Raw genomic sequence first — 18,148 nt, 5'->3', positions numbered from 1 at the left:
TCGAAACCTTCTATGACGAGCGATTTCGGAAAACCTTTCCGTGAAGACGCAGTGCTGCTTTATCGCATTGGTTAAGCAAAGTGGTGCAGACACGCCGAAGCGCCCCGACTCATGCGCTCTAAAGCACAGAAGCGGGGCGCTCAAAAGGGGCTAGAAGGCCGCTAAGGGCCTTGTCTGAGCCTGTCTCCTAGACCTATCGGGGTTTGGACCTAGAAGCCCATGCCACCCATAGCGTCAGCGTCCGGCATGCCGTTGTTGGCGCCGGCCGGCTCAGGCTTGTCGGCGACGACAGCCTCGGTGGTCAGGAACAGAGCTGCAATGGAAGCAGCGTTCTGCAGAGCGGAGCGGGTGACCTTAACCGGGTCATTGATGCCAGCCTCCATGAGGTTGACGTACTCACCGGTAGCAGCGTTCAGGCCCTCGCCTGCTGGCAGGGAGGCAACCTTGTCAGCAACAACGCCCGGCTCCAGGCCAGCGTTGTGTGCAATCTGCTTCAGCGGTGCAGACAGGGCCTCGCGGACGATCTTGACGCCAGTAGCTTCGTCGCCCTTGAGGTCATCCAGGGAATCCAGGACGGAAGCGGCCTGCAGCAGTGCTACGCCGCCGCCGGCAACGATACCCTCTTCCACGGCAGCCTTTGCGTTGCGGACTGCATCCTCAATGCGGTGCTTGCGCTCCTTGAGCTCGACCTCGGTAGCGGCACCGACTTTGAGGACGGCAACGCCGCCGGAAAGCTTAGCCAGGCGCTCCTGCAGCTTCTCCCGGTCGTAGTCGGAGTCAGAGCTTTCGATCTCGGCACGGATCTGCTTGATACGGCCGTCGATCTGCTCCTGAGAGCCAGCACCCTGAACGATGGTGGTCTCGTCCTTGGTGACGACAACCTTGCGTGCCTGGCCCAGGTACTCGAGCTCGGCGGTCTCGAGGGAGAGGCCGACCTCCTCGGAGATGACCTGGCCGCCGGTGAGGATGGCCATGTCCTGCAGGGTGGCCTTGCGGCGGTCGCCGAAGCCCGGTGCCTTAACCGCAACGGACTTGAAGGTGCCGCGGATCTTGTTCACAACGAGGGTGGACAGGGCCTCGCCCTCAACGTCCTCAGCGATGATGAGCAGCGGCTTGCCGGACTGCATGACCTTCTCCAGCAGCGGGACGAGGTCCTTGATGTTGGAGATCTTGGAGGAGACCAGCAGGATGTACGGATCCTCCAGGACCGCCTCCTGGCGCTCCATATCGGTAGCGAAATAACCGGAGATGTAGCCCTTATCAAAGCGCATGCCTTCGGTTACCTCGAGGTCAACGCCGAAGGTATTGGACTCTTCCACGGTGATAACGGAGTCCTTGTTTACGGAGCCGTTGCCCACGGTGTACATAGCCTCAGCGATCTTCTCGCCGATTGCTGGGTCAGCGGCGGAGATGCCAGCGGTGGTAGCAATCTGCTCCTGGGTTTCTACTTCCTTGGCGGAAGACAGCAGGGAGTCCACAACCTTCTTGGTTGCGGTCTCGATGCCGCGCTTGATGCCCATTGGGTTGGAACCTGCGGCCACATTGCGCAGGCCTTCGCGTACCAGAGCCTGTGCCAGCACGGTTGCGGTGGTGGTGCCGTCGCCTGCGACGTCGTCAGTCTTCTTGGCAACTTCCTTGACCAGCTCGGCGCCGATCTTCTCGTAAGCATCCTCGAGCTCGATTTCGCGAGCGATGGAAACACCGTCGTTGGTAATGGTCGGAGCGCCCCAGGACTTTTCCAGGACGACGTTGCGACCCTTGGGGCCGAGGGTGACCTTGACGGCGTCGGCAAGCGTGTTCAGGCCGCGCTCAAGGCCGCGGCGGGCCTCTTCATCAAAAGCGATAATCTTTGCCATTGTGTTTGTGCTCCTTGGTTTATTGAGGACGACACTCACGTCTTTCTCGCTGCGGACGCCCGCGACGGCATGGCTGGTGAGTGTGAACCAACCTCAACCACAACGATGTAGATTTATCTGGCACTCATACTGTGCGAGTGCTAACGACCATTCTGGCACTCTCCTACCGCGACTGCAAGAAAAAATGGCGCCCCGCGAAGGGACGCCATTATATAAGGAATGAATCAGGAACTAGGAGCTCTTCACCGTGCGCTTGGTCCAGCGGTAGATGAACGTCAGCGCGACAATAAAGAGGATCACACCCACCACGGTGGCGGAGGCACCACCCTCAAAGATTTCCAGCGGACTCTCGCCGCCAGCGGCGGCAATGATACCGGCATTGACCACGCCAAAGAGGGACTCACCCACGATAAGGCCGGTGGCCAGGAGGGTACCCATACGCTTGGCAAACTCCGGGTGGGATTGCTTCGCGGCCCACTTGTCATAGAAGGTGCCCAAGATGGCACCGATGGGAATGACGATGGTCAGGGCGGCCGGTAGGTACATGCCCATGCCGGCGGCCAGCGGGGACAGCGAGTACTTATCGGTGAACTTGCGCAGGAGCTCATCAATAATAATGAGGACAGCGCCAATGGCCATGCCGATGAAGATGAGGTTCCAATCCAACGAGCTATCGAAGATGCCGGAGGCAACGGAGGACATCAGGGCGGCTTGCGGGGCCGCCAGGGCGTCTTCGCCTGCGCCTTCCATGCCTTGGAAGCCGAAGCCATTGAGCATGACCTGCAGAATCGGAGGGATGACCAGGGAGCCGAAGACCACGCCGATGATGAGCGCTACCTGCTGCTTCCACGGAGTGGCGCCGACGAGCTGACCGGTCTTGAGGTCCTGCAGGTTGTCATTGGAAATGGTGGCAATGCCAAAGACGATGGCCGCGGTAAAGAGCGTGTAGGCCACCAAAGACAAAGGATCCGCAGTGGTGCCGCGAGTGACAGCCGCGATGAGCAGCGAGGCAGCGAGCACGGCGATGATGCCAATGGAGGAAATTGGCGAGTTAGACGCGCCAATCAGGCCGGCCATGTAGCCGCACACGGAGGCGATAATCAGGCCCACCAGCAGGGTAAAGAGGACAGAGACGGTAATAAGCACTGCCATGTGGTCGTGGATATCGGTACCGCGCACAAAGTCCCACAACAGCAATGCGATAGGCACCATGAACGCCACGATGGTGGTGGCGACATAGGGGAAGGGAATATCGCGCTCGGTGACGTCCACGGCGGAGCCGGACTTGCGAGCGCGCGAGGAGGCTAGGGACTGGCGGATGCCCACAGCAATGGGAGCGGCGATCTTCAGCAGGGTCCATATGGCGGCAATGGCCATGGTGCCCACGCCGATGAAGCGGATGTCATCGGAGAAGGTGGTATCGACGACGTCGGCAAGCGCGGTGGCGCCCGTAATATCGCCGGTGGTGAAGATAGGCAGCAAAATGAAGTAGGAAATCACCACGCCTACCAGCATGGCAATGCCTACCGGCAGGCCCACCAGGTGGCCCACGCCGATAAGCGCGGTGGACAGGCTGGTGCCCAGGGTGGTCGCGCCGGCGCCGAGCTTAAAATAGGCGGTGACCTCGGAGGCGGCGGCCTTCATTGCGGTCAGCAGCGCCATGACGGCCGAGGTAATGCCGCCCGCGACGATGACGCGCAGGCCCTTGGCATTTTCCTCATGGCTGGCGCCATCGGCGTTCTCGTCGCCTACTTTGAGGACCTCGGCCGCGGCCACGCCCTCCGGGTAGGGCAGGTCGGAGCCGGTGACCAAAGCGCGGCGCAGCGGGATGGAATACATCACGCCCAGCACGCCACCGATGATGCACACGCCGGCCGTCTGTACGAAGCCAAAGCCCTGCCAATACCCCACCATCACCAGGCCTGGGAGGACGAAGATGATGGCGGACAAGGTGCCTGCGGCAGAGGCAATGGTCTGCACGATGTTGTTTTCTTTAATGTTGTGGCCCTTGAACCGGCGCAGCACCGCCATGGAAATCACGGCGGCCGGGATGGAGGTAGCAAAGGTCAAGCCCACCTTCAGGCCTAAGTACACATTGGCGGCGGTGAAGATGAGGGTAATCAGGCCACCGATTATGATGCCGCGCAGAGTCAGCTCGGGCAGGGAGGCCTTGGAACCTGCGGCGGATGATGCGTTCGCCATGCCAGGTCCTTTCTATTCTCGGCTATGAAAGTTTCTTGTCTCACCCCGCGTAGCAGGCTACAGCCAGCAACGCCCGTTTTTGCCCGTTTCACTCCGGTTTTAACCCCGGTTTGTATCCGAACGGACAGAATCCGCACAGGGTGGAATGAATAAATTTTAGTTCATCACCCCAGCGTTTTCCTATTCCGGTTGCTCTATAGCTTGGGGCGGGCGGGTACCGTAGAGACCATGACTGCACTTAATGAAAGCATTCGCAACGATCGCGAGACCATTTTCCGCCAGCTCAGCGAGCTCGTGGCCTTTAACTCCGTCCACGACGAGGAAGGTTTGGAGGACCAGACCAAGGGCGCAAGCCAGTGGGTTAAATCCGCACTGGAAGAGGCTGGAGTGAGCGTGGAAACCATCACCACAGCCGATGGCTCCACCGCCATCTTGGGTGAGCGCAAGGGCGATGAGGGCGCCAAGACGGTGCTGCTGTACTCCCACTATGACGTGGTGCCGGCCGGCAACCGCGAGGCTTGGGAATCCGATCCATTCACCCTGACCGAGCGTGAGGCCGCTGATGGCTCCACCCGCTGGTACGGCCGCGGCGCCGCCGACTGTAAGGGCAATGTGGCCATGCACTTGGCCGCCCTGCGCGCGGTGGACAATAACGGTGGTACCAAGGTGAACCTGAAGTACCTCATCGAGGGCTCCGAGGAGCGCGGCGGCGAGGGCCTATCCCAGCTCATCAAGGATCGCCCGGAGCTTTTTGCTGCCGACGCCATCCTCATCGCCGATGCGGGCAACGCCGCTGTGGGCCAGCCGACCTTGACTACGTCCCTGCGCGGCGGCGCGCAGATTGGCGTGCAGGTCGATACCTTGGCCTCCGCCGTCCACTCCGGCCAGTTTGGCGGCGCGGCACCGGATGCCGCCAAGGCGCTGATGCGCGCCATCGACTCCCTGTCCGATGAGTACGGCCGCACCGTTATCGACGGAGTGGATACCACCGCCGAGTGGTCCGGCCAGGAGTACCCGGCCGAGGCCTTCCGCGCCGATGCGCAGCTGCTGGAGGGCACCAAGATTATGGGCGAGGACGACCCGGCCGGTGCCACCCCGGTGGCCAACATGGTCTGGTCCCGCCCGGCTATTACCGTGACTGGCTTTACCTCCACCCCGGTGGCAGAAGCCGTCAACGCCGTGCCCGCCACCGCTTCCGCGCAGCTCAACCTGCGCGTTCCGGCCGGTGCCGATGCCGCTGCGATTGCCGACGCCGTCTGTGATCACCTCCGCGCCCACACCCCATGGGGCGCCCACGTTAAGGCCGAAGTGCTTGAGGCCAATGCCGGTTTTGCCACCGATCCAGAAAAGCCCGCCGCTGCGCTACTGGGCGAGTGCCTTTCCGAGTCCTATGGCACGGACACCGCCGCACAGGGCATGGGCGGTTCCATCCCGCTGACCACCGAGCTGCAAGAGGCTCACCCCAACGCGGAGATCGCTCTCTACGGCGTGGAGGAGCCAAAGTGCACCATCCATTCCGCCAATGAGTCCGTCGACCCCACCGAGATCGAAAACATCGCCGCCGCGGAAGCACTCTTCTTGCAGCGCTATTCCTAAGGCTTGCGCCCCCTAGCCCAGCCTGGGCCCTACCTACCGCCGCGGCACTGCGGCGTACCCCGTTCCCCAAGGAGCGGGGTTTCTTTATGCCGCAAAACAGCAGCATATAATTACAGTGCCAAAAATAATTCTTTCAAAGCCGTAGAAAAGCCGGTAAAATGGCAAAAGTTGGCCCCGCGCTCGGCCATGTTGCTTGCACTATGCCACCGCGGCGTACTCAGCGGCGTGCGGCTCGTGAATGTTCTCGTCCCTCATTAGTTGTGATGCTCGTGGTATTCGCGGCAGCGGGGCAAGAGAACGTGACACAACCAAAAGGAGCGCAGTAACCAACGTGCTAATACTCCTGGGTACTCTCATCGCCGCCACCCTGGTAGCACCGCTGCTCATCATGCGAATGGGTCGCCCGGCATTTGGAATTTTGGCCTTAGTCCCCGGCGCAGGCTTTGTGTGGACGCTCATGCACTTTCTGCGCGGCACCTTCGCAGACGGTGGCGCAGTTGAGCACACTGTGGAATGGATGCCGTCCGCGAACTTAAGTTTTGACCTCCGCTTAGACGGACTAGGCGCGCTATTTAGCCTCATCATCTTGGGCATGGGCGCGTTGGTATTGGTCTACTGCTGGGGCTATTTCGACGGCACGCGGCGCCGCTTGGCCATGTTCGCGGCGCAAATGGTGGGCTTTGCCACCGCCATGTTTGGTCTAGTGGCCGCGGACAATTTCCTGCTCATGTACGTGTTCTGGGAGATTACCTCCCTGCTGTCTTATCTCTTGGTTAGCTACTATGCGGAACGAGCCTCCTCCCGTCGCGCGGCACAGCAGGCGCTGATGGTCACCGCTCTGGGCGGGCTAACCATGCTCATGGGCATTATCTTGCTCGGACGGCAAACTGGGGCGTGGACCTTTAGTGATATCTCCGCCTATGAGAACTTTGCGCAGACGCCCTATGTCACGGTGGCCATCGTGCTCATCTTGGCGGGCGCACTGACAAAGTCTGCAATTGCACCGGCGCACTTTTGGCTCCCCGGCGCGATGGCGGCACCGACTCCAGTCTCCGCTTATCTCCACTCCGCCGCGATGGTTAAGGCCGGCATCTACCTAATCGGGCGCCTGGCGCCCTCAATGTATGAGGTGGCCACCTGGCACGTGGTGGTTATCTCCCTAGGCGTATTTACCATGCTGCTCGGCGGCTGGATGGCGCTCAAGCAGCGCGACCTGAAGCTGATTTTGGCTTATGGCACCGTCTCCCAGCTAGGGTTTATCACCTCCATCATGGCCGTAGGCTCGCGGGAAGCCATGCAGGCCGGTCTCGCGCTGACCTTTGCACACTCGCTATTTAAGGCGGCGCTTTTTATGGTCGTCGGCGCTATCGATCACTGCTCAGGCACAAGGGATATCACCAAGCTATCCGGATTGGGGCGCAAAGAACCATTCCTCTTCGGCATTGCGATCATTTCCGGGTTCTCCATGGCCGGCGTCCCACCTCTATTTGGCTTCGTGGCCAAAGAGGCCGTGCTGGAAGCCACCATGCACGAGGAGCTCTTGGCCGGCATGCCACGCAATATGATGCTTGTGGCCTATGTCCTCGGTTCTATCCTCACGATGGCCTATACTCTGCGCTTTTTGTGGGGTGCCTTTGCCACCAAGAAGGAGGTCAATGGAACGGAGCCGACAGAGGCCGTCGCCAAGATGCATCCCGTAACTATGGGATTATGGCTCTCTCCTGCCCTGCTCACTGCCCTAACCGTGGCACTTGGTGTGTTCCCCAAGCCCCTATCGGCCGCCTTTGACCAGCATCTCGACTCCACCTTCGCCCCGAAGGAGCATAGCGAACTAGCCCTGTGGCATGGACTTACCGTGGCACTCGGCCTCTCCGCACTCATTATCGTGGGCGGTATTATTATGCACTGGCAACGCCAGGTCCTGGTCAAGTGGCAATTCGCCTATCCTGCGCTGGGCAATGCGGATGATGCCTATGATTCGGTCATCGCTCTTTTGCGCCAGCTCTCGCTGCGCACGACGGCAACCACGCAGCGCGGCTCCCTGCAGCTGAACTTGACGGTTATCTTTGCCACATTGATGCTGCTGCCACTGGCTATGATCATCAAGGGCGATCTCACCGATATCCGCATGATTGTGGCGGAAAATCCTTGGCAGATCGTCGCCGCCTTCATCATCATGGTGGCCGCCGTAGCCGCCACGGTCACCGATAATCGTTTATCAGCCGTGATCATCGTCGGGGTGACTGGCTATACCCTCGCCTTCATCTTCGCGCTACACGGTGCGCCGGACTTGGCGCTGACGCAGCTGCTGACTGAGACCATCGTGATGGTTCTTTTCATGCTGGTTCTGCGCCGCATGCCGGCCTCCACCGAGTGGAAGCAGGACCCCAAGATGGGGCGCCTGCGCGCGTGGCTTTCCGTGGGCACGGGCCTTACCGTCACCGTGGTGGCGATGTTTGCTATTAACGCACGTCAGTCTAAGCCCATCTCCGAGTTCATGCCGGATCTGGCCAAAGAGATTGGACACGGCGCCAATGCTGTCAACGTCTTGCTAGTGGACTTGCGCGCCTGGGATACCTTTGGCGAAATCACGGTGATCATCATCGCCGCACTGGGCGTGGTCTCTCTGATTTATCGCACCCAATCCTTCGGCCGCGAAAGCCGCCGTCCCACCCTGCGGGTTACCGGCCGGCGGTGGCTGGCCGCCGGGGTGGAATCAGAGCAAGCGCTCAACCGCTCGCTGATGATCGATGTCTCCACGCGCGTGCTCTTTCCGTCCATGGTCGCACTGTCCTTCTACTTCTTCTTCGCCGGCCACAATGCCCCTGGCGGCGGCTTTGCCGGCGGCCTCGTCGCAGCGCTAGCGCTCATCTTGCGCTATCTGGCTGGTGGGCGCGCGGAGCTGGAAGAAACCCTGCCTATCGATGCCGGCCGCACCATGGGCACCGGTCTCTTGCTGTCCGCACTGGCCACGGTGACCCCGATGTTCTTTGGGCACCCGCCGCTTACCAGCGGATACACCTCGCCGGAGATTCCGCTCATCGGCAAGGTTTCACTGCCTTCAGCGTTGGTCTTTGACGCAGGTGTCTACCTCATCGTCGTGGGGCTCACGCTCTACATCCTGAATTCCTTGGGCGCCAAGTTGGATGAGGAAGAGGATATGCGTAAGCAACGTGCCCGTGATCGCGCCCGCTCGCTGGCCCGGCAGCAACGCCAACGCACCGCCAAGCAAAAGGCGCAACGGGCCCAACGCAAGGAAAAGAAACAAGCCGCTACAGCAAGCACAACCGCCACCACAGGGAAGGAGAAATAAATGGAAGCCAACCTCTTCCTCCTCTTGGCCGCCGGTGTGCTCGTAGCCGCGGGCGTCTACCTACTCCTGGACCGCGCCATGACCAAAATGCTGCTTGGACTGTTGCTTTTGGGCAATGGCGCCAACCTCTTCTTGCTGCAGTCCGGTGGTTCGGCCGGTTCCCCGCCTATCGATGGCCGCGAGTCGGAGCCTTTCGGCGCCGAGATTGCGGACCCGCTGGCGCAGGCAATGATTCTGACCGCCATCGTCATTTCCATGGCTCTGACAGCCTTCATACTGACCTTGGCCTACCGTCAGTACCGCTACCGCACGGACGATGTCATTGAGGATGACGCGGAGGATACCGCCATTGCCGCCAAGGCCGCACGCCCCGGCAATGCGGCCGCCAGCCCGGACCACGATGCCTCCAACGATCCCACTACGGGCCGCGCAACCAAAGAAGGCGATAACTTCGGCCCTGCATCCTTCGAGGAACCAGTAAAGGGGGCCCGCGATGAGTGAAACCGTCCAGCCGCTTGTCGATGCCCTCTTTCCCTACATCGGATACCTCATTCCGCTGCCGATTATCATCCCCGCAGTGGCCGCGGCCCTCGCATTGATTTTTGGCCGCATTCCCAATGCGCAGCGCCAGATCGTGTTTTTCTCGCTGCTCATTACCGCGGTGGTTAATGCCGTCCTCATCCTCATTGCGGATTTTGAAGGCATCCAAACCCTGCAGATAGGAGGTTGGGACGCCCCGGTGGGCATCACGCTCGTGGCGGATCGCCTATCTGCGGTCATGCTCTTTACTTCCTCCGTAGTGCTGTTTTCTGTCATTTGGTACGCCATTTCCCAGGGCGTGCGCGATGGCACCAAGGACGAGCCGGTGGCCGTATTCCTGCCCACCTACATGCTGCTGACCATGGGCGTTAATATCTCCTTTTTGGCCGGCGATCTCTTCAACCTCTACGTGGGATTCGAGGTCTTCCTCGTGGCGTCCTATGTGCTGTTGACCCTAGGTGCCTCAGCCGGTCGAGTTCGCGCCGGCGTGGGCTACGTGATGGTGTCCATGGCCTCGTCGATGATTTTCTTGCTCGCGCTGGGCTTTGTGTATTCGTCTGTGGGCACCGTGAATATGGCGCAGGTTGGCCAGAGGATGCAGGACATTCCGGAAGGCACCCGCACCGCGATCTTTGCCACGCTGCTCGTAGCCTTTGGCATTAAGGCAGCAGTGGTCCCACTAGACGCCTGGCTGCCGGACTCGTATCCCACGGCGCCTTCACTAGTCACGGCCGTCTTCGCCGGCCTGCTAACCAAGGTGGGTGTCTACGCCATCATCCGCGCCCGCACTTCCATTTTCACTGCCGGGGGACTCGATACCGTGCTCATGTGGGTAGCCCTCGCCACGATGCTGGTGGGTATTTTGGGCGCCATCGCGCAATCCGATATTAAGCGTCTTTTGTCTTTTACCCTGGTCAGCCACATTGGATACATGATCTTCGGCGTTTCGCTCGGTACCGCGCAAGGGCTTTCCGGCGCCATCTTCTACGCCGTACACCACATTCTGGTCCAGACTGCGCTGTTCCTCGTGGTCGGACTGGTCGAGCGCCAGGCCGGAACGTCTTCGCTGCGCCGTTTGGGCTCGCTAATGTATTCTGCCCCGCTCATCGGAATCTTGTATTTCATCCCTGCCATTAACCTGGGCGGCATCCCGCCGTTCTCCGGTTTCCTGGGCAAGGTCATCCTGCTGCAAGCCGGTGCGAATGAAGGCTCCTGGATGGCATGGGTGCTCATCGTCGGTGCGGTGGTTACCTCGCTGCTCACCCTCTACGTCATGATGTTGGTGTGGGCCAAGGGCTTTCAACGCGACCGCGCCGATGCCCCGGAAGGCAACGTGGCGCTCGCCCGCCCGGCCCCGCTTTCCGATATCACCGATGAGGTGGAATTTTCTTCTCGCCAGGATGTAGGCAGGGTGCCCTTTGGCATGATCGCCTCTACGACCCTGCTGGTGGCAGCGTCTACCTCGATTACCTTCTTGGCCGGACCGATTTCCGGTATCACCTCACGCGCGGCCGAATCCGCGCAGGATACGTCCATTTACCAGTACGCGGTACTGGGCGACCGCGCGGATGACCCCACCCGCCACCTCAACCAGAAGGAGCGCTACACCGGCGGCGCTGATTCCTATAAGAATCGCCGCAACCCTTCCCCGGAGGTGGAGCCGCCGGATTCAGCGGGTTTGGATGCCCGCACCGACCCGGAAGCCGGTGGACGCGATGCGCATTCCACCGACGTAAAGTCCCCGGATGCCGCCAAGAGGAAGGATATTAGCGATGACTAACACGCGCTTTTCCGGCCTGCGCCACCGCTTCCGCCCGTGGTTCATCGTCTGGCTGGTAGTCATGTGGTGCATGCTCATGGGCGAGGTCACCGTGGGCAACCTCGTGGCCGGGCTGATCATCGGCGTCGTCATTGTCTTTGCCCTGCCGCTGCCGGCCATGCCTATCGCCGGCATTGACGTCTCTTGGGGCAAGCTCATTGCCTTCATGATCCGCTGGTTCTGGGAGTTGTTCTACGCCTCGCTCAAGGTGGGATGGTTGGCCGTGCGCCCGCAGCCGGTGCCCAAGACCGCCATCTTGGAGCTGCCCATGCGCTTGGATAATGAGTTTGCTATCTCTTTGGCGGTGACGCTGTATAACCTGCAGCCAGGCGGCACGGTGACCGATATCGATATTGCAAACCGCATGATTACCGTCCATATCTTGGATGCCCACGATGAGGAACAAATCCAGCGTGAAATCAATGCTGTGGCCCGTTTGGAGGCCTCATTCATCGAAATCTTTGAAAGGAGCCACCCCTAATGGATCCCCAGATCTATAACGCAATTTTGCTGGTGGCCGCCGCGCTGCTGGTGGTCTCCTTCCTCATCACCGTCTGGCGCATTGTCACCGGCCCCAATTCGCTGGACCGCTTAGTGGGTATGGATGGTTTTACCGCGATGTTCCAGTGCGCGCTGGCTACCTATATGTGCTGGTCGCTTAACACGACCGTGGTCTCAGCCATGCTGGTCATTGCGCTGCTGGGATTCATCTCCACCGTATCCGTCACCAGGTTTAGGAAGAGGGATAGCCAATGAGCTGGTCCTTTATTGCAGATGTACTCTCGCTCATCCTCATTATTGGCGGCAGCGTCCTCACCTTGGCCGCAGCCATCGGCGTCGCCCGGTTCAAGGACACGATGTCGCGCGTACACGCGGTGAGCAAACCACAGACCACCGGTCTTATCCTCACCATTCTTGGCGCAATCATCCGCATCACGGGCGCGGAATCCTTCAGCGTTGCCGAGCGGGGGGATTTAGGAATGCTCGTTTTGCTGGTACTGTTTGCCATGTTCACTAGCCCGGTAACCGCGCAGCGCACCTCGCGTATTGCACGCCGCGAGGGTCTGTACGGCACCGAGGAAACCATGTCCCGCAACGACCGACCCGCCGCGAAGTCGCTGCGCCGCAAGTAGGAGACGCTTTTCACCGTGAAAAAGCTTTATGGGCTTCCCACTGTGGTGACTGTGCTCGCCGCTCTTATCGGCGTCATCGTCTACCGCTTCAGTATCTTCGACGGCAATAGCGCCTTTGTGTGGCGCGTTCCCCTGGATCTGAAGATTTATTGGCTCGCCGGCGGAGAGGTGGCCCAAGGCGCGGATCTCTACGATAACGCTTACATAGGCGACCTGCCTTTTACCTATCCACCCTTTTCCGGAACTCTTTTCACGTGGCTTTCCAGGCTTGCCGACGCCCCCTTGATCCTTCTCTGGCAGGGCGGCACCGCCCTCGCCTTGTTCACGGTTATTATGCTGGTCCTGCGCGAGCGCGGTCTCAAGCTCTCCCCGGCAATGTGGCTGCTGGGCCTTTTGCTGCTGTGCTGCACCCCGGCGAATGAGCCGGTGCACGGCACCTTATTCTTTGGCCAGATCAACATCTTTTTGATGCTGCTGGTGGCCTTGGACATCCTCCCGCGCAAGCGCGCTTTGCCGGGCATCGGAATTGGTTTGGCCGCGGGTATGAAGCTCACCCCGGCCTATATGGGTCTGGTCTTGCTCTTCCAGAAGCGCTGGTGGCAAGCGATCATCGCCATCCTTACCTTCGCAGTGACCGTTGCCATTGGTTTCGTCACCATTCCGGATGCCGCCGATTTCTGGACCGACGCTATCTTTAAGTCCTCCCGCGTGGGCGAGCACACCAACCCAGGTGCGCAGTCCATTCGCTCGGTGATGGTCCGCGCGTGGGGCATCGATGGCGGCTGGATCTGGCTCGCCGCCGTGGTCGTGGTCTTCATTTTGACCTGCCTGGCGCTGCGCACCGCGATGAAGCACCGCAATAATTCCGCCGCACTTGCGCTTGCTGGCATCAGCTCCTGCTTGGTCTCCCCCTTCTCTTGGTATCACCATTGGGTGTGGACGGTGCCGCTGGCCATCGTCGTGCTGGTTGCCGTCAACCAGGGTCTGGGCAAGCGCCTGCCCGGCATCCTTGGCGCGCAGGTCGCTGGCCTCGTATCGGTGCTGGCGATGTGTGCGGTGACCCTGCCGTTCATCTCCGCCCCCGTGTGGCTGTCTGCTGCTAGCCGCTCGCTCAACCACTGGGATCTGCAGCCGTGGGGAATGTTGGCCTTCACCGGCGCCGGCGTCCTCTTTATCGCCTTCTACGCGGTGTGGGGTTTTATCCCTGGCACCCAGCCGGAAGAGGAAGCGCCCGCCCCAGGCCGCCACCACCTGCCTGCGCAGCCCGCTAGCGCGCAGCTCGATGCCGCGCAGACCGCTGGCGCGCAACCTGCTTCCGCGGAGGCCGAGGCACTCCCGGCGCGCTCGTTTAATACGGCAGCTACGAGCCGGAGGAGCCAGGGCCATCCACGGGCAGCGCAACCCGTCAGCGATGAAACGGCAGAAATGCCCGCGGTAGGGCCGGAAACGCGCGCCTTCCCGGCGGCTCAGGACATCACCGATATCCCCGATACCCCGGCCTACGGTCGCCACTCGCGCTCCGAGGACTAGCCCCGGGCCAACCTTCCTGTCGCTTTAGAGCGGGCGGAAGGTATGCAACTCGCGGCAGGTCTCCTCGACCACCTCGCGCCAGCTGCCGGTCTCTTTGAAGAGACGGCGCTGCCGCTCATAGCCGGCGCCGCCATCAATAATTTCGTGGATAAGCTGCAGATCATTAAAGCATCCCAGCTCGCGGGCGATGGGGGCGAGCTCTTCTACCATTTGTGCTAGCTCATCCTTGACCCAGGCCTCATCGGTCTCGCGGGAGGTAATCACCAGCGCATCCATGCCATAGCGGGCACCGCGCCACTTATTTTCTGCGACGTGCCAGGGCTGCAGGGTGGGAAGGGGCTCCGCGGCGTCGATAAGCCGGTCGTAGTACACCACCAAGCAGTGGGTCAGCGCCACGATGGCGGACAGCTCGCGCAGGTTGGACGTCGCATCAGAGACGCGCACCTCCACCGTGCCCCACTTGGACGCCGGCCGAATATCAAAGTGCATGGAACCGGTGTGGTTAATAACGCCGGAAATCGCTTGGTCGCGCATATAGGACTGCCACTCGGCCCAATCGCGGAATTGATACGGCATGCCTGCGGTGGGCAGCTGCTGGTACAGCATGGTGCGGTTGGAGGCATAGCCGGTATCTAGGCCCTCCCACCCAGGCGAGCACGCAGAAATGGCTAGCAGGTGGGGGTACTTGGTCATCAATGCATTGATGATGGGCCATACGCGGTCCTCGTGGCTAACGCCCACGTGCACGTGCGTTCCCCATAGCAGCATCTGCTTGCCCCAGTACTGGGTGCGCGAGATGATTTCTTGATAGCTGGGCTTATCCGAAAGCGGGTTCTCCCGAAAGTCCGTAAACGGGTGGCCGCCAGAGGCCCAGATGTCTATGCCCAGCTTGTCGGCTGCTTCTTCCACTGCTTTCAGGGAAGTGCTCAGATCAGCGATGGCTTCCGGCACGGTATGGCAGATGCCGGTGACCAGCTCCACCGTGTTCTGGAGGAATTCCTTTTCCAGATGAATCTCGGGGTGGGCTGCAGTGGCGAGGTCAATGAGTTCCGCGCCGCGCGGGACAAGGTCGCGCGTCTCGCGGTCCACGAGCGCCACCTCCCATTCCACGCCGAGCGTTGGTTCGGGAGAGCGGGCGAATTGTTCTGCCGGGATCTTCACCCATTCAGCTTAACGGGTGACAGGTATTAAGGAGTGAATTTTATTTAACCTGTTCACACCGGCGGACGTGCGGGCGCGGAAACGTTCAGATCACAAAAGTCCAAGGCGTTCGGCCGAAGAACTATGGTGCTTGCTCTTCGGCCGGATGGCCTTGGACTTTAAGTCAGGTGCGCGGCTTGCTTAGGCCTGCGGTACCGCCAGAGCGACGACGACGGCACCGTCATCGGTTGCTTCCTTAGGCAGGTCGCGATTCATCGGGGCGACATCAGCCTGGTAGCGGGCGGCTACTTCCTTAGCCAGTGCTTCAGCGGAGGTATCGCCTTCTGGGAAGAAGACGGTGGTCTTTGGAACGGTGAGGACATCGCCAGGCAGGTTACCCACGTAGCCAACCTTGAAGCCTCCGCCCTTGAGGGAATCGGCTTCCTTCTTGGCCTTGTCTACCTCGCCGGAGTTATTGAGAACGCTGACCTTAATATCGTTGCGGTCGCGCGCGGCGGAGTGGGCGTTTTCTTCACCTGCGGCGGCATCTCCCTTGGCCGCGGCTCGCTCATCGGCAGCGCCGGAAGCGGCCGGGTCGCCTGCAGCATCGCCTTCACCTGGTGCGGGCGCCGGTGCGGGGGCAGGGGCGCTAGCACCTTCGGAAGCGCCAGGGGCACGGGAGCCTGCGGCGTCGGGGCCGGCAGATCCTTCGGGCGCGGCACCGATGGTGGAACCGGTGGAGTTTTCCTGCTTGCTCTCGGAGGCAACGGTGGAGTCATCGTCTCCCGAGGTCATGGAGTACAAAGCCCAAAGGCCAAGCATGACGGCCACGGCGATGAGGACCATAGCCAGGCCACGCAGCGGCAGCCCGCCCTTCTTGGCGTGCGCGCCGCCACCAGCGGGGCGCTTAGCTGCGCGGGAAGCAGACGCACCGGCAGCGGAGCCGGCGCGGGTTTCGTCGGATACCTTGTCGGTTGAATTTTCCGGATTCACATTAGTCACATACGCAACACTAGTACCCAGCATTAACTAGATGGGGGATTTCCCCGCGCGGCGCGCCGCGTGTTTTCCCGCTCTTCGCGCAGCCGACGCAGCCGTGCAACCAGGAGGGGATGTGATTGGGCGGCCGCGGGGGCGTCGAGAAGCAGGTTAAGGCGCTGGTGGTAGCGCACCGGGGAGATGTCCAGCTGCGCGCGGATAGCCTCTTCCTTGCGGCCGATGCTGCGCGGCGCGGTTTCCTCGAAGTCCAAAATGGCGGCGTCTAGGTCAGACAAGGGGTTCATGCCTAAACTGTAAGACATGACTATTCGCCCCATCGTTATCCACGGCGAGACCGTGCTTCATGAACCCACCCAACCGGTGGAAGAATCCGAGATTTCCACCCCGGAAATGCAGCAGCTCATTGCAGACATGTATGAAACCATGGACGCCGCCAATGGCGTAGGTTTGGCCGCTAACCAGGTAGGAATTGGCAAGCGCCTCTTTGTCTACCACTGCCCCGATACGGACGGCCCCAATGGCACCGAGCTGCCGTCCGAGGAGGCGGGCATGCGCAAGGGCTGCGTTATTAACCCCGTGCTGGAGACCTCCGAGATTCCAGAGACCATGCCTGCCGACGACGGCTCCGATGACGAGGGCTGCCTCTCCGTGCCGGGCGAGGGCTTTCCCACCGGCCGCGCCGACTGGGCGCGCGTGACCGGCAAGGACGAGAACGGTAATGACATTTCCGTCGAGGGCTATGGCTTTTTCGCCCGCTGCCTGCAGCACGAGACCGGCCACCTCGATGGCTTCCTCTACACCGATACCCTCATCGGCCGCTATAAGCGCCAGGCCAAAAAAGCCATCAAGCGCAATGGTTGGACTGAGCCGGGCTATTCCTGGGTACCGGGTGAGGACGCCGATCCCTTCGGCCACGACGACTAATGTCTCGCATTTTCCGCTCCGATGCCGTCCAGGTAGGCGAGCGCGTGGTGGCCCGGCGCGACTTCGGCGGCGTCCATAGCGATGTCATTGGGCACGTGCTCAGCCTCAATCCGCTGGTCATTCGCCCGCAGGAGGTCGGCGGCTACCCTTCCGACTTAGATGCGGTGGAGATCCCGCCAGAGCAGCTGAAGATCATCAAGCGGCTCTCTCCGCGTATGGTCCGCAATTCCGATATCCGCGCCGTCGAGGTTGCCGCGGCCGCGGCCTTCCCCGGCACAGACCACGCCTGGACCAACGACGGTTCCTGGCTGTTGCGCGCGAGCGACGGGGTTTCCGGCCACTCCAACTCGGCCGTGCCCGTGGGGCCTTCGGCCGGTTTTACACCAGTGCCACTGGAGGAGATTAAGGCCTTCTACGCCCGCCACGATCTTCCGGTGCGCCTGCTAGTCCCGGAGCGCATTGGCAAGCCGGCTGAGCGCCTGCTCGCCGACCCCGCCTGGGAGACCGAGCCAGAGATCCTCGCCATGGTCCTGCGGGATCTGCCCTCGCTTGCCGACGCCCCCTCTTCCTCCCCCACCTTCCACCTCACTGCCCAGCCCGACGACGAGTGGCTGGCGATGTATCAATCCCACACCGAGGCCCTTCCTGCCGAGGCGTTGCAGAGTCTTGACGCCCACGTCGAGGGAACGCTCGGCTTTGGCCGCCTAGTCCTTGATGGCGAGACCATCGCCATTGCCCGCGGCACCCTGAGCGAATCCGGCGATGGCACCACGTGGCTGGGTCTTTCTTCCGTCGAAGTGGCCGAGGACTTCCGCCGCCGCGGATGCGGCACGCTCGCACTCCAGCACCTGCTGCACTGGGGCCACGACAACGGCGCCGAGCACGCCTACCTCACCGTGCCGGCCTCGAATATCGCCGGCGTGCGACTGGCGGAGAAGCTCGGTTTCATCGAACAACACCGCCGCATCTACGCCCGCCTGCGGGACTGAGCCCCGCGCTGCGTCCTTCCCCGGTCTGGGCGGTGAGCCTTATGGGACTGCCCGCTGTTCCTTGTGGGCTGGGTAGTGAGCTTGACTCACTACCCAGGTAACCTATA

Annotated in this window: 15 protein-coding genes; 10 read left to right on the top strand and 5 right to left on the bottom strand. The window is 61.3% G+C overall.

Going from position 1 to position 18,148, the window contains the following annotated elements:
• Positions 1-209: 209 nt before the first annotated feature.
• Positions 210-1,856 (bottom strand): chaperonin GroEL, encoded by a 1,647-nt coding sequence (groL, locus tag QKD99_RS02290; RefSeq protein WP_086588229.1) that lies wholly within the window; start codon positions 1,854-1,856, stop codon positions 210-212.
• 231 nt (positions 1,857-2,087) lie between these two features.
• Positions 2,088-4,058 carry an oligopeptide transporter, OPT family gene (locus QKD99_RS02285; RefSeq protein ID WP_347950604.1) on the bottom strand — a complete coding sequence of 657 codons (1,971 nt, stop codon included), beginning with the start codon at positions 4,056-4,058 and terminating at the stop codon, positions 2,088-2,090.
• Between the two features lie 228 nt (positions 4,059-4,286).
• Between QKD99_RS02285 and QKD99_RS02280 the strand changes: the two genes are divergently transcribed.
• The 8 genes from QKD99_RS02280 to QKD99_RS02245 all read left to right on the top strand — a co-directional run bounded on the left by QKD99_RS02280 (position 4,287) and on the right by QKD99_RS02245 (position 13,989).
• A complete protein-coding gene (locus QKD99_RS02280) occupies positions 4,287-5,654 on the top strand; it encodes a dipeptidase (RefSeq protein WP_347950603.1) in 1,368 nt (455 codons plus the stop codon).
• 331 nt (positions 5,655-5,985) lie between these two features.
• The gene (locus QKD99_RS02275; protein ID WP_347950602.1) at positions 5,986-8,967 is read left to right on the top strand and encodes a Na+/H+ antiporter subunit A; all 2,982 of its coding nucleotides are present in this window, start codon (positions 5,986-5,988) and stop codon (positions 8,965-8,967) included.
• Positions 8,968-9,468 (top strand): Na(+)/H(+) antiporter subunit C, encoded by a 501-nt coding sequence (locus tag QKD99_RS02270; protein ID WP_347950601.1) that lies wholly within the window; start codon positions 8,968-8,970, stop codon positions 9,466-9,468.
• Positions 9,461-11,287 (top strand): Na+/H+ antiporter subunit D, encoded by a 1,827-nt coding sequence (locus QKD99_RS02265; RefSeq protein ID WP_347950600.1) that lies wholly within the window; start codon positions 9,461-9,463, stop codon positions 11,285-11,287. The genes QKD99_RS02270 and QKD99_RS02265 overlap by 8 nt, the downstream gene beginning before the upstream one ends.
• A complete protein-coding gene (locus tag QKD99_RS02260) occupies positions 11,280-11,807 on the top strand; it encodes a Na+/H+ antiporter subunit E (RefSeq protein ID WP_239273376.1) in 528 nt (175 codons plus the stop codon). Before QKD99_RS02265 ends, QKD99_RS02260 begins: the two co-directional genes overlap by 8 nt.
• On the top strand, positions 11,807-12,082 hold the full coding sequence (locus tag QKD99_RS02255; protein ID WP_005325614.1) for a monovalent cation/H+ antiporter complex subunit F: 276 nt from the start codon (positions 11,807-11,809) through the stop codon (positions 12,080-12,082). The genes QKD99_RS02260 and QKD99_RS02255 overlap by 1 nt, the downstream gene beginning before the upstream one ends.
• Positions 12,079-12,459 carry a monovalent cation/H(+) antiporter subunit G gene (locus QKD99_RS02250; protein ID WP_239273377.1) on the top strand — a complete coding sequence of 127 codons (381 nt, stop codon included), beginning with the start codon at positions 12,079-12,081 and terminating at the stop codon, positions 12,457-12,459. The genes QKD99_RS02255 and QKD99_RS02250 overlap by 4 nt, the downstream gene beginning before the upstream one ends.
• A gap of 15 nt (positions 12,460-12,474) precedes the next feature.
• A complete protein-coding gene (locus tag QKD99_RS02245; RefSeq protein WP_239273378.1) occupies positions 12,475-13,989 on the top strand; it encodes a glycosyltransferase 87 family protein in 1,515 nt (504 codons plus the stop codon).
• Between the two features lie 24 nt (positions 13,990-14,013).
• On the opposite strand, the gene QKD99_RS02240 is transcribed toward QKD99_RS02245, so the two are convergent.
• From QKD99_RS02240 to QKD99_RS02230, 3 genes are all read right to left on the bottom strand, one after another.
• A complete protein-coding gene (locus QKD99_RS02240) occupies positions 14,014-15,150 on the bottom strand; it encodes a glutamate--cysteine ligase (protein ID WP_347950599.1) in 1,137 nt (378 codons plus the stop codon).
• 180 nt (positions 15,151-15,330) lie between these two features.
• Positions 15,331-16,131: a LytR C-terminal domain-containing protein gene (locus tag QKD99_RS02235; protein WP_347950598.1), complete on the bottom strand. Its 801-nt coding sequence runs from the start codon at positions 16,129-16,131 to the stop codon at positions 15,331-15,333.
• Between the two features lie 23 nt (positions 16,132-16,154).
• Complete coding sequence (locus QKD99_RS02230; RefSeq protein WP_284814485.1) at positions 16,155-16,430, bottom strand: DUF3263 domain-containing protein; 276 nt, start codon at positions 16,428-16,430, stop codon at positions 16,155-16,157.
• Between QKD99_RS02230 and QKD99_RS02225 the strand changes: the two genes are divergently transcribed.
• Positions 16,429-17,052, top strand: coding sequence for a peptide deformylase (locus QKD99_RS02225; protein ID WP_239278272.1), 624 nt, complete (start codon positions 16,429-16,431; stop codon positions 17,050-17,052). The two genes, QKD99_RS02230 and QKD99_RS02225, sit on opposite strands and share 2 nt — an antisense overlap.
• Complete coding sequence (locus QKD99_RS02220) at positions 17,052-18,041, top strand: GNAT family N-acetyltransferase (protein ID WP_347950597.1); 990 nt, start codon at positions 17,052-17,054, stop codon at positions 18,039-18,041. Before QKD99_RS02225 ends, QKD99_RS02220 begins: the two co-directional genes overlap by 1 nt.
• Positions 18,042-18,148: the final 107 nt, after the last annotated feature.

Origin of the sequence: Corynebacterium sp. c3Ub_189, assembly GCF_039907195.1 — a bacterium.
Lineage (GTDB): Bacteria > Actinomycetota > Actinomycetes > Mycobacteriales > Mycobacteriaceae > Corynebacterium.
This window is presented reverse-complemented; position numbering and strand designations above follow the sequence as displayed.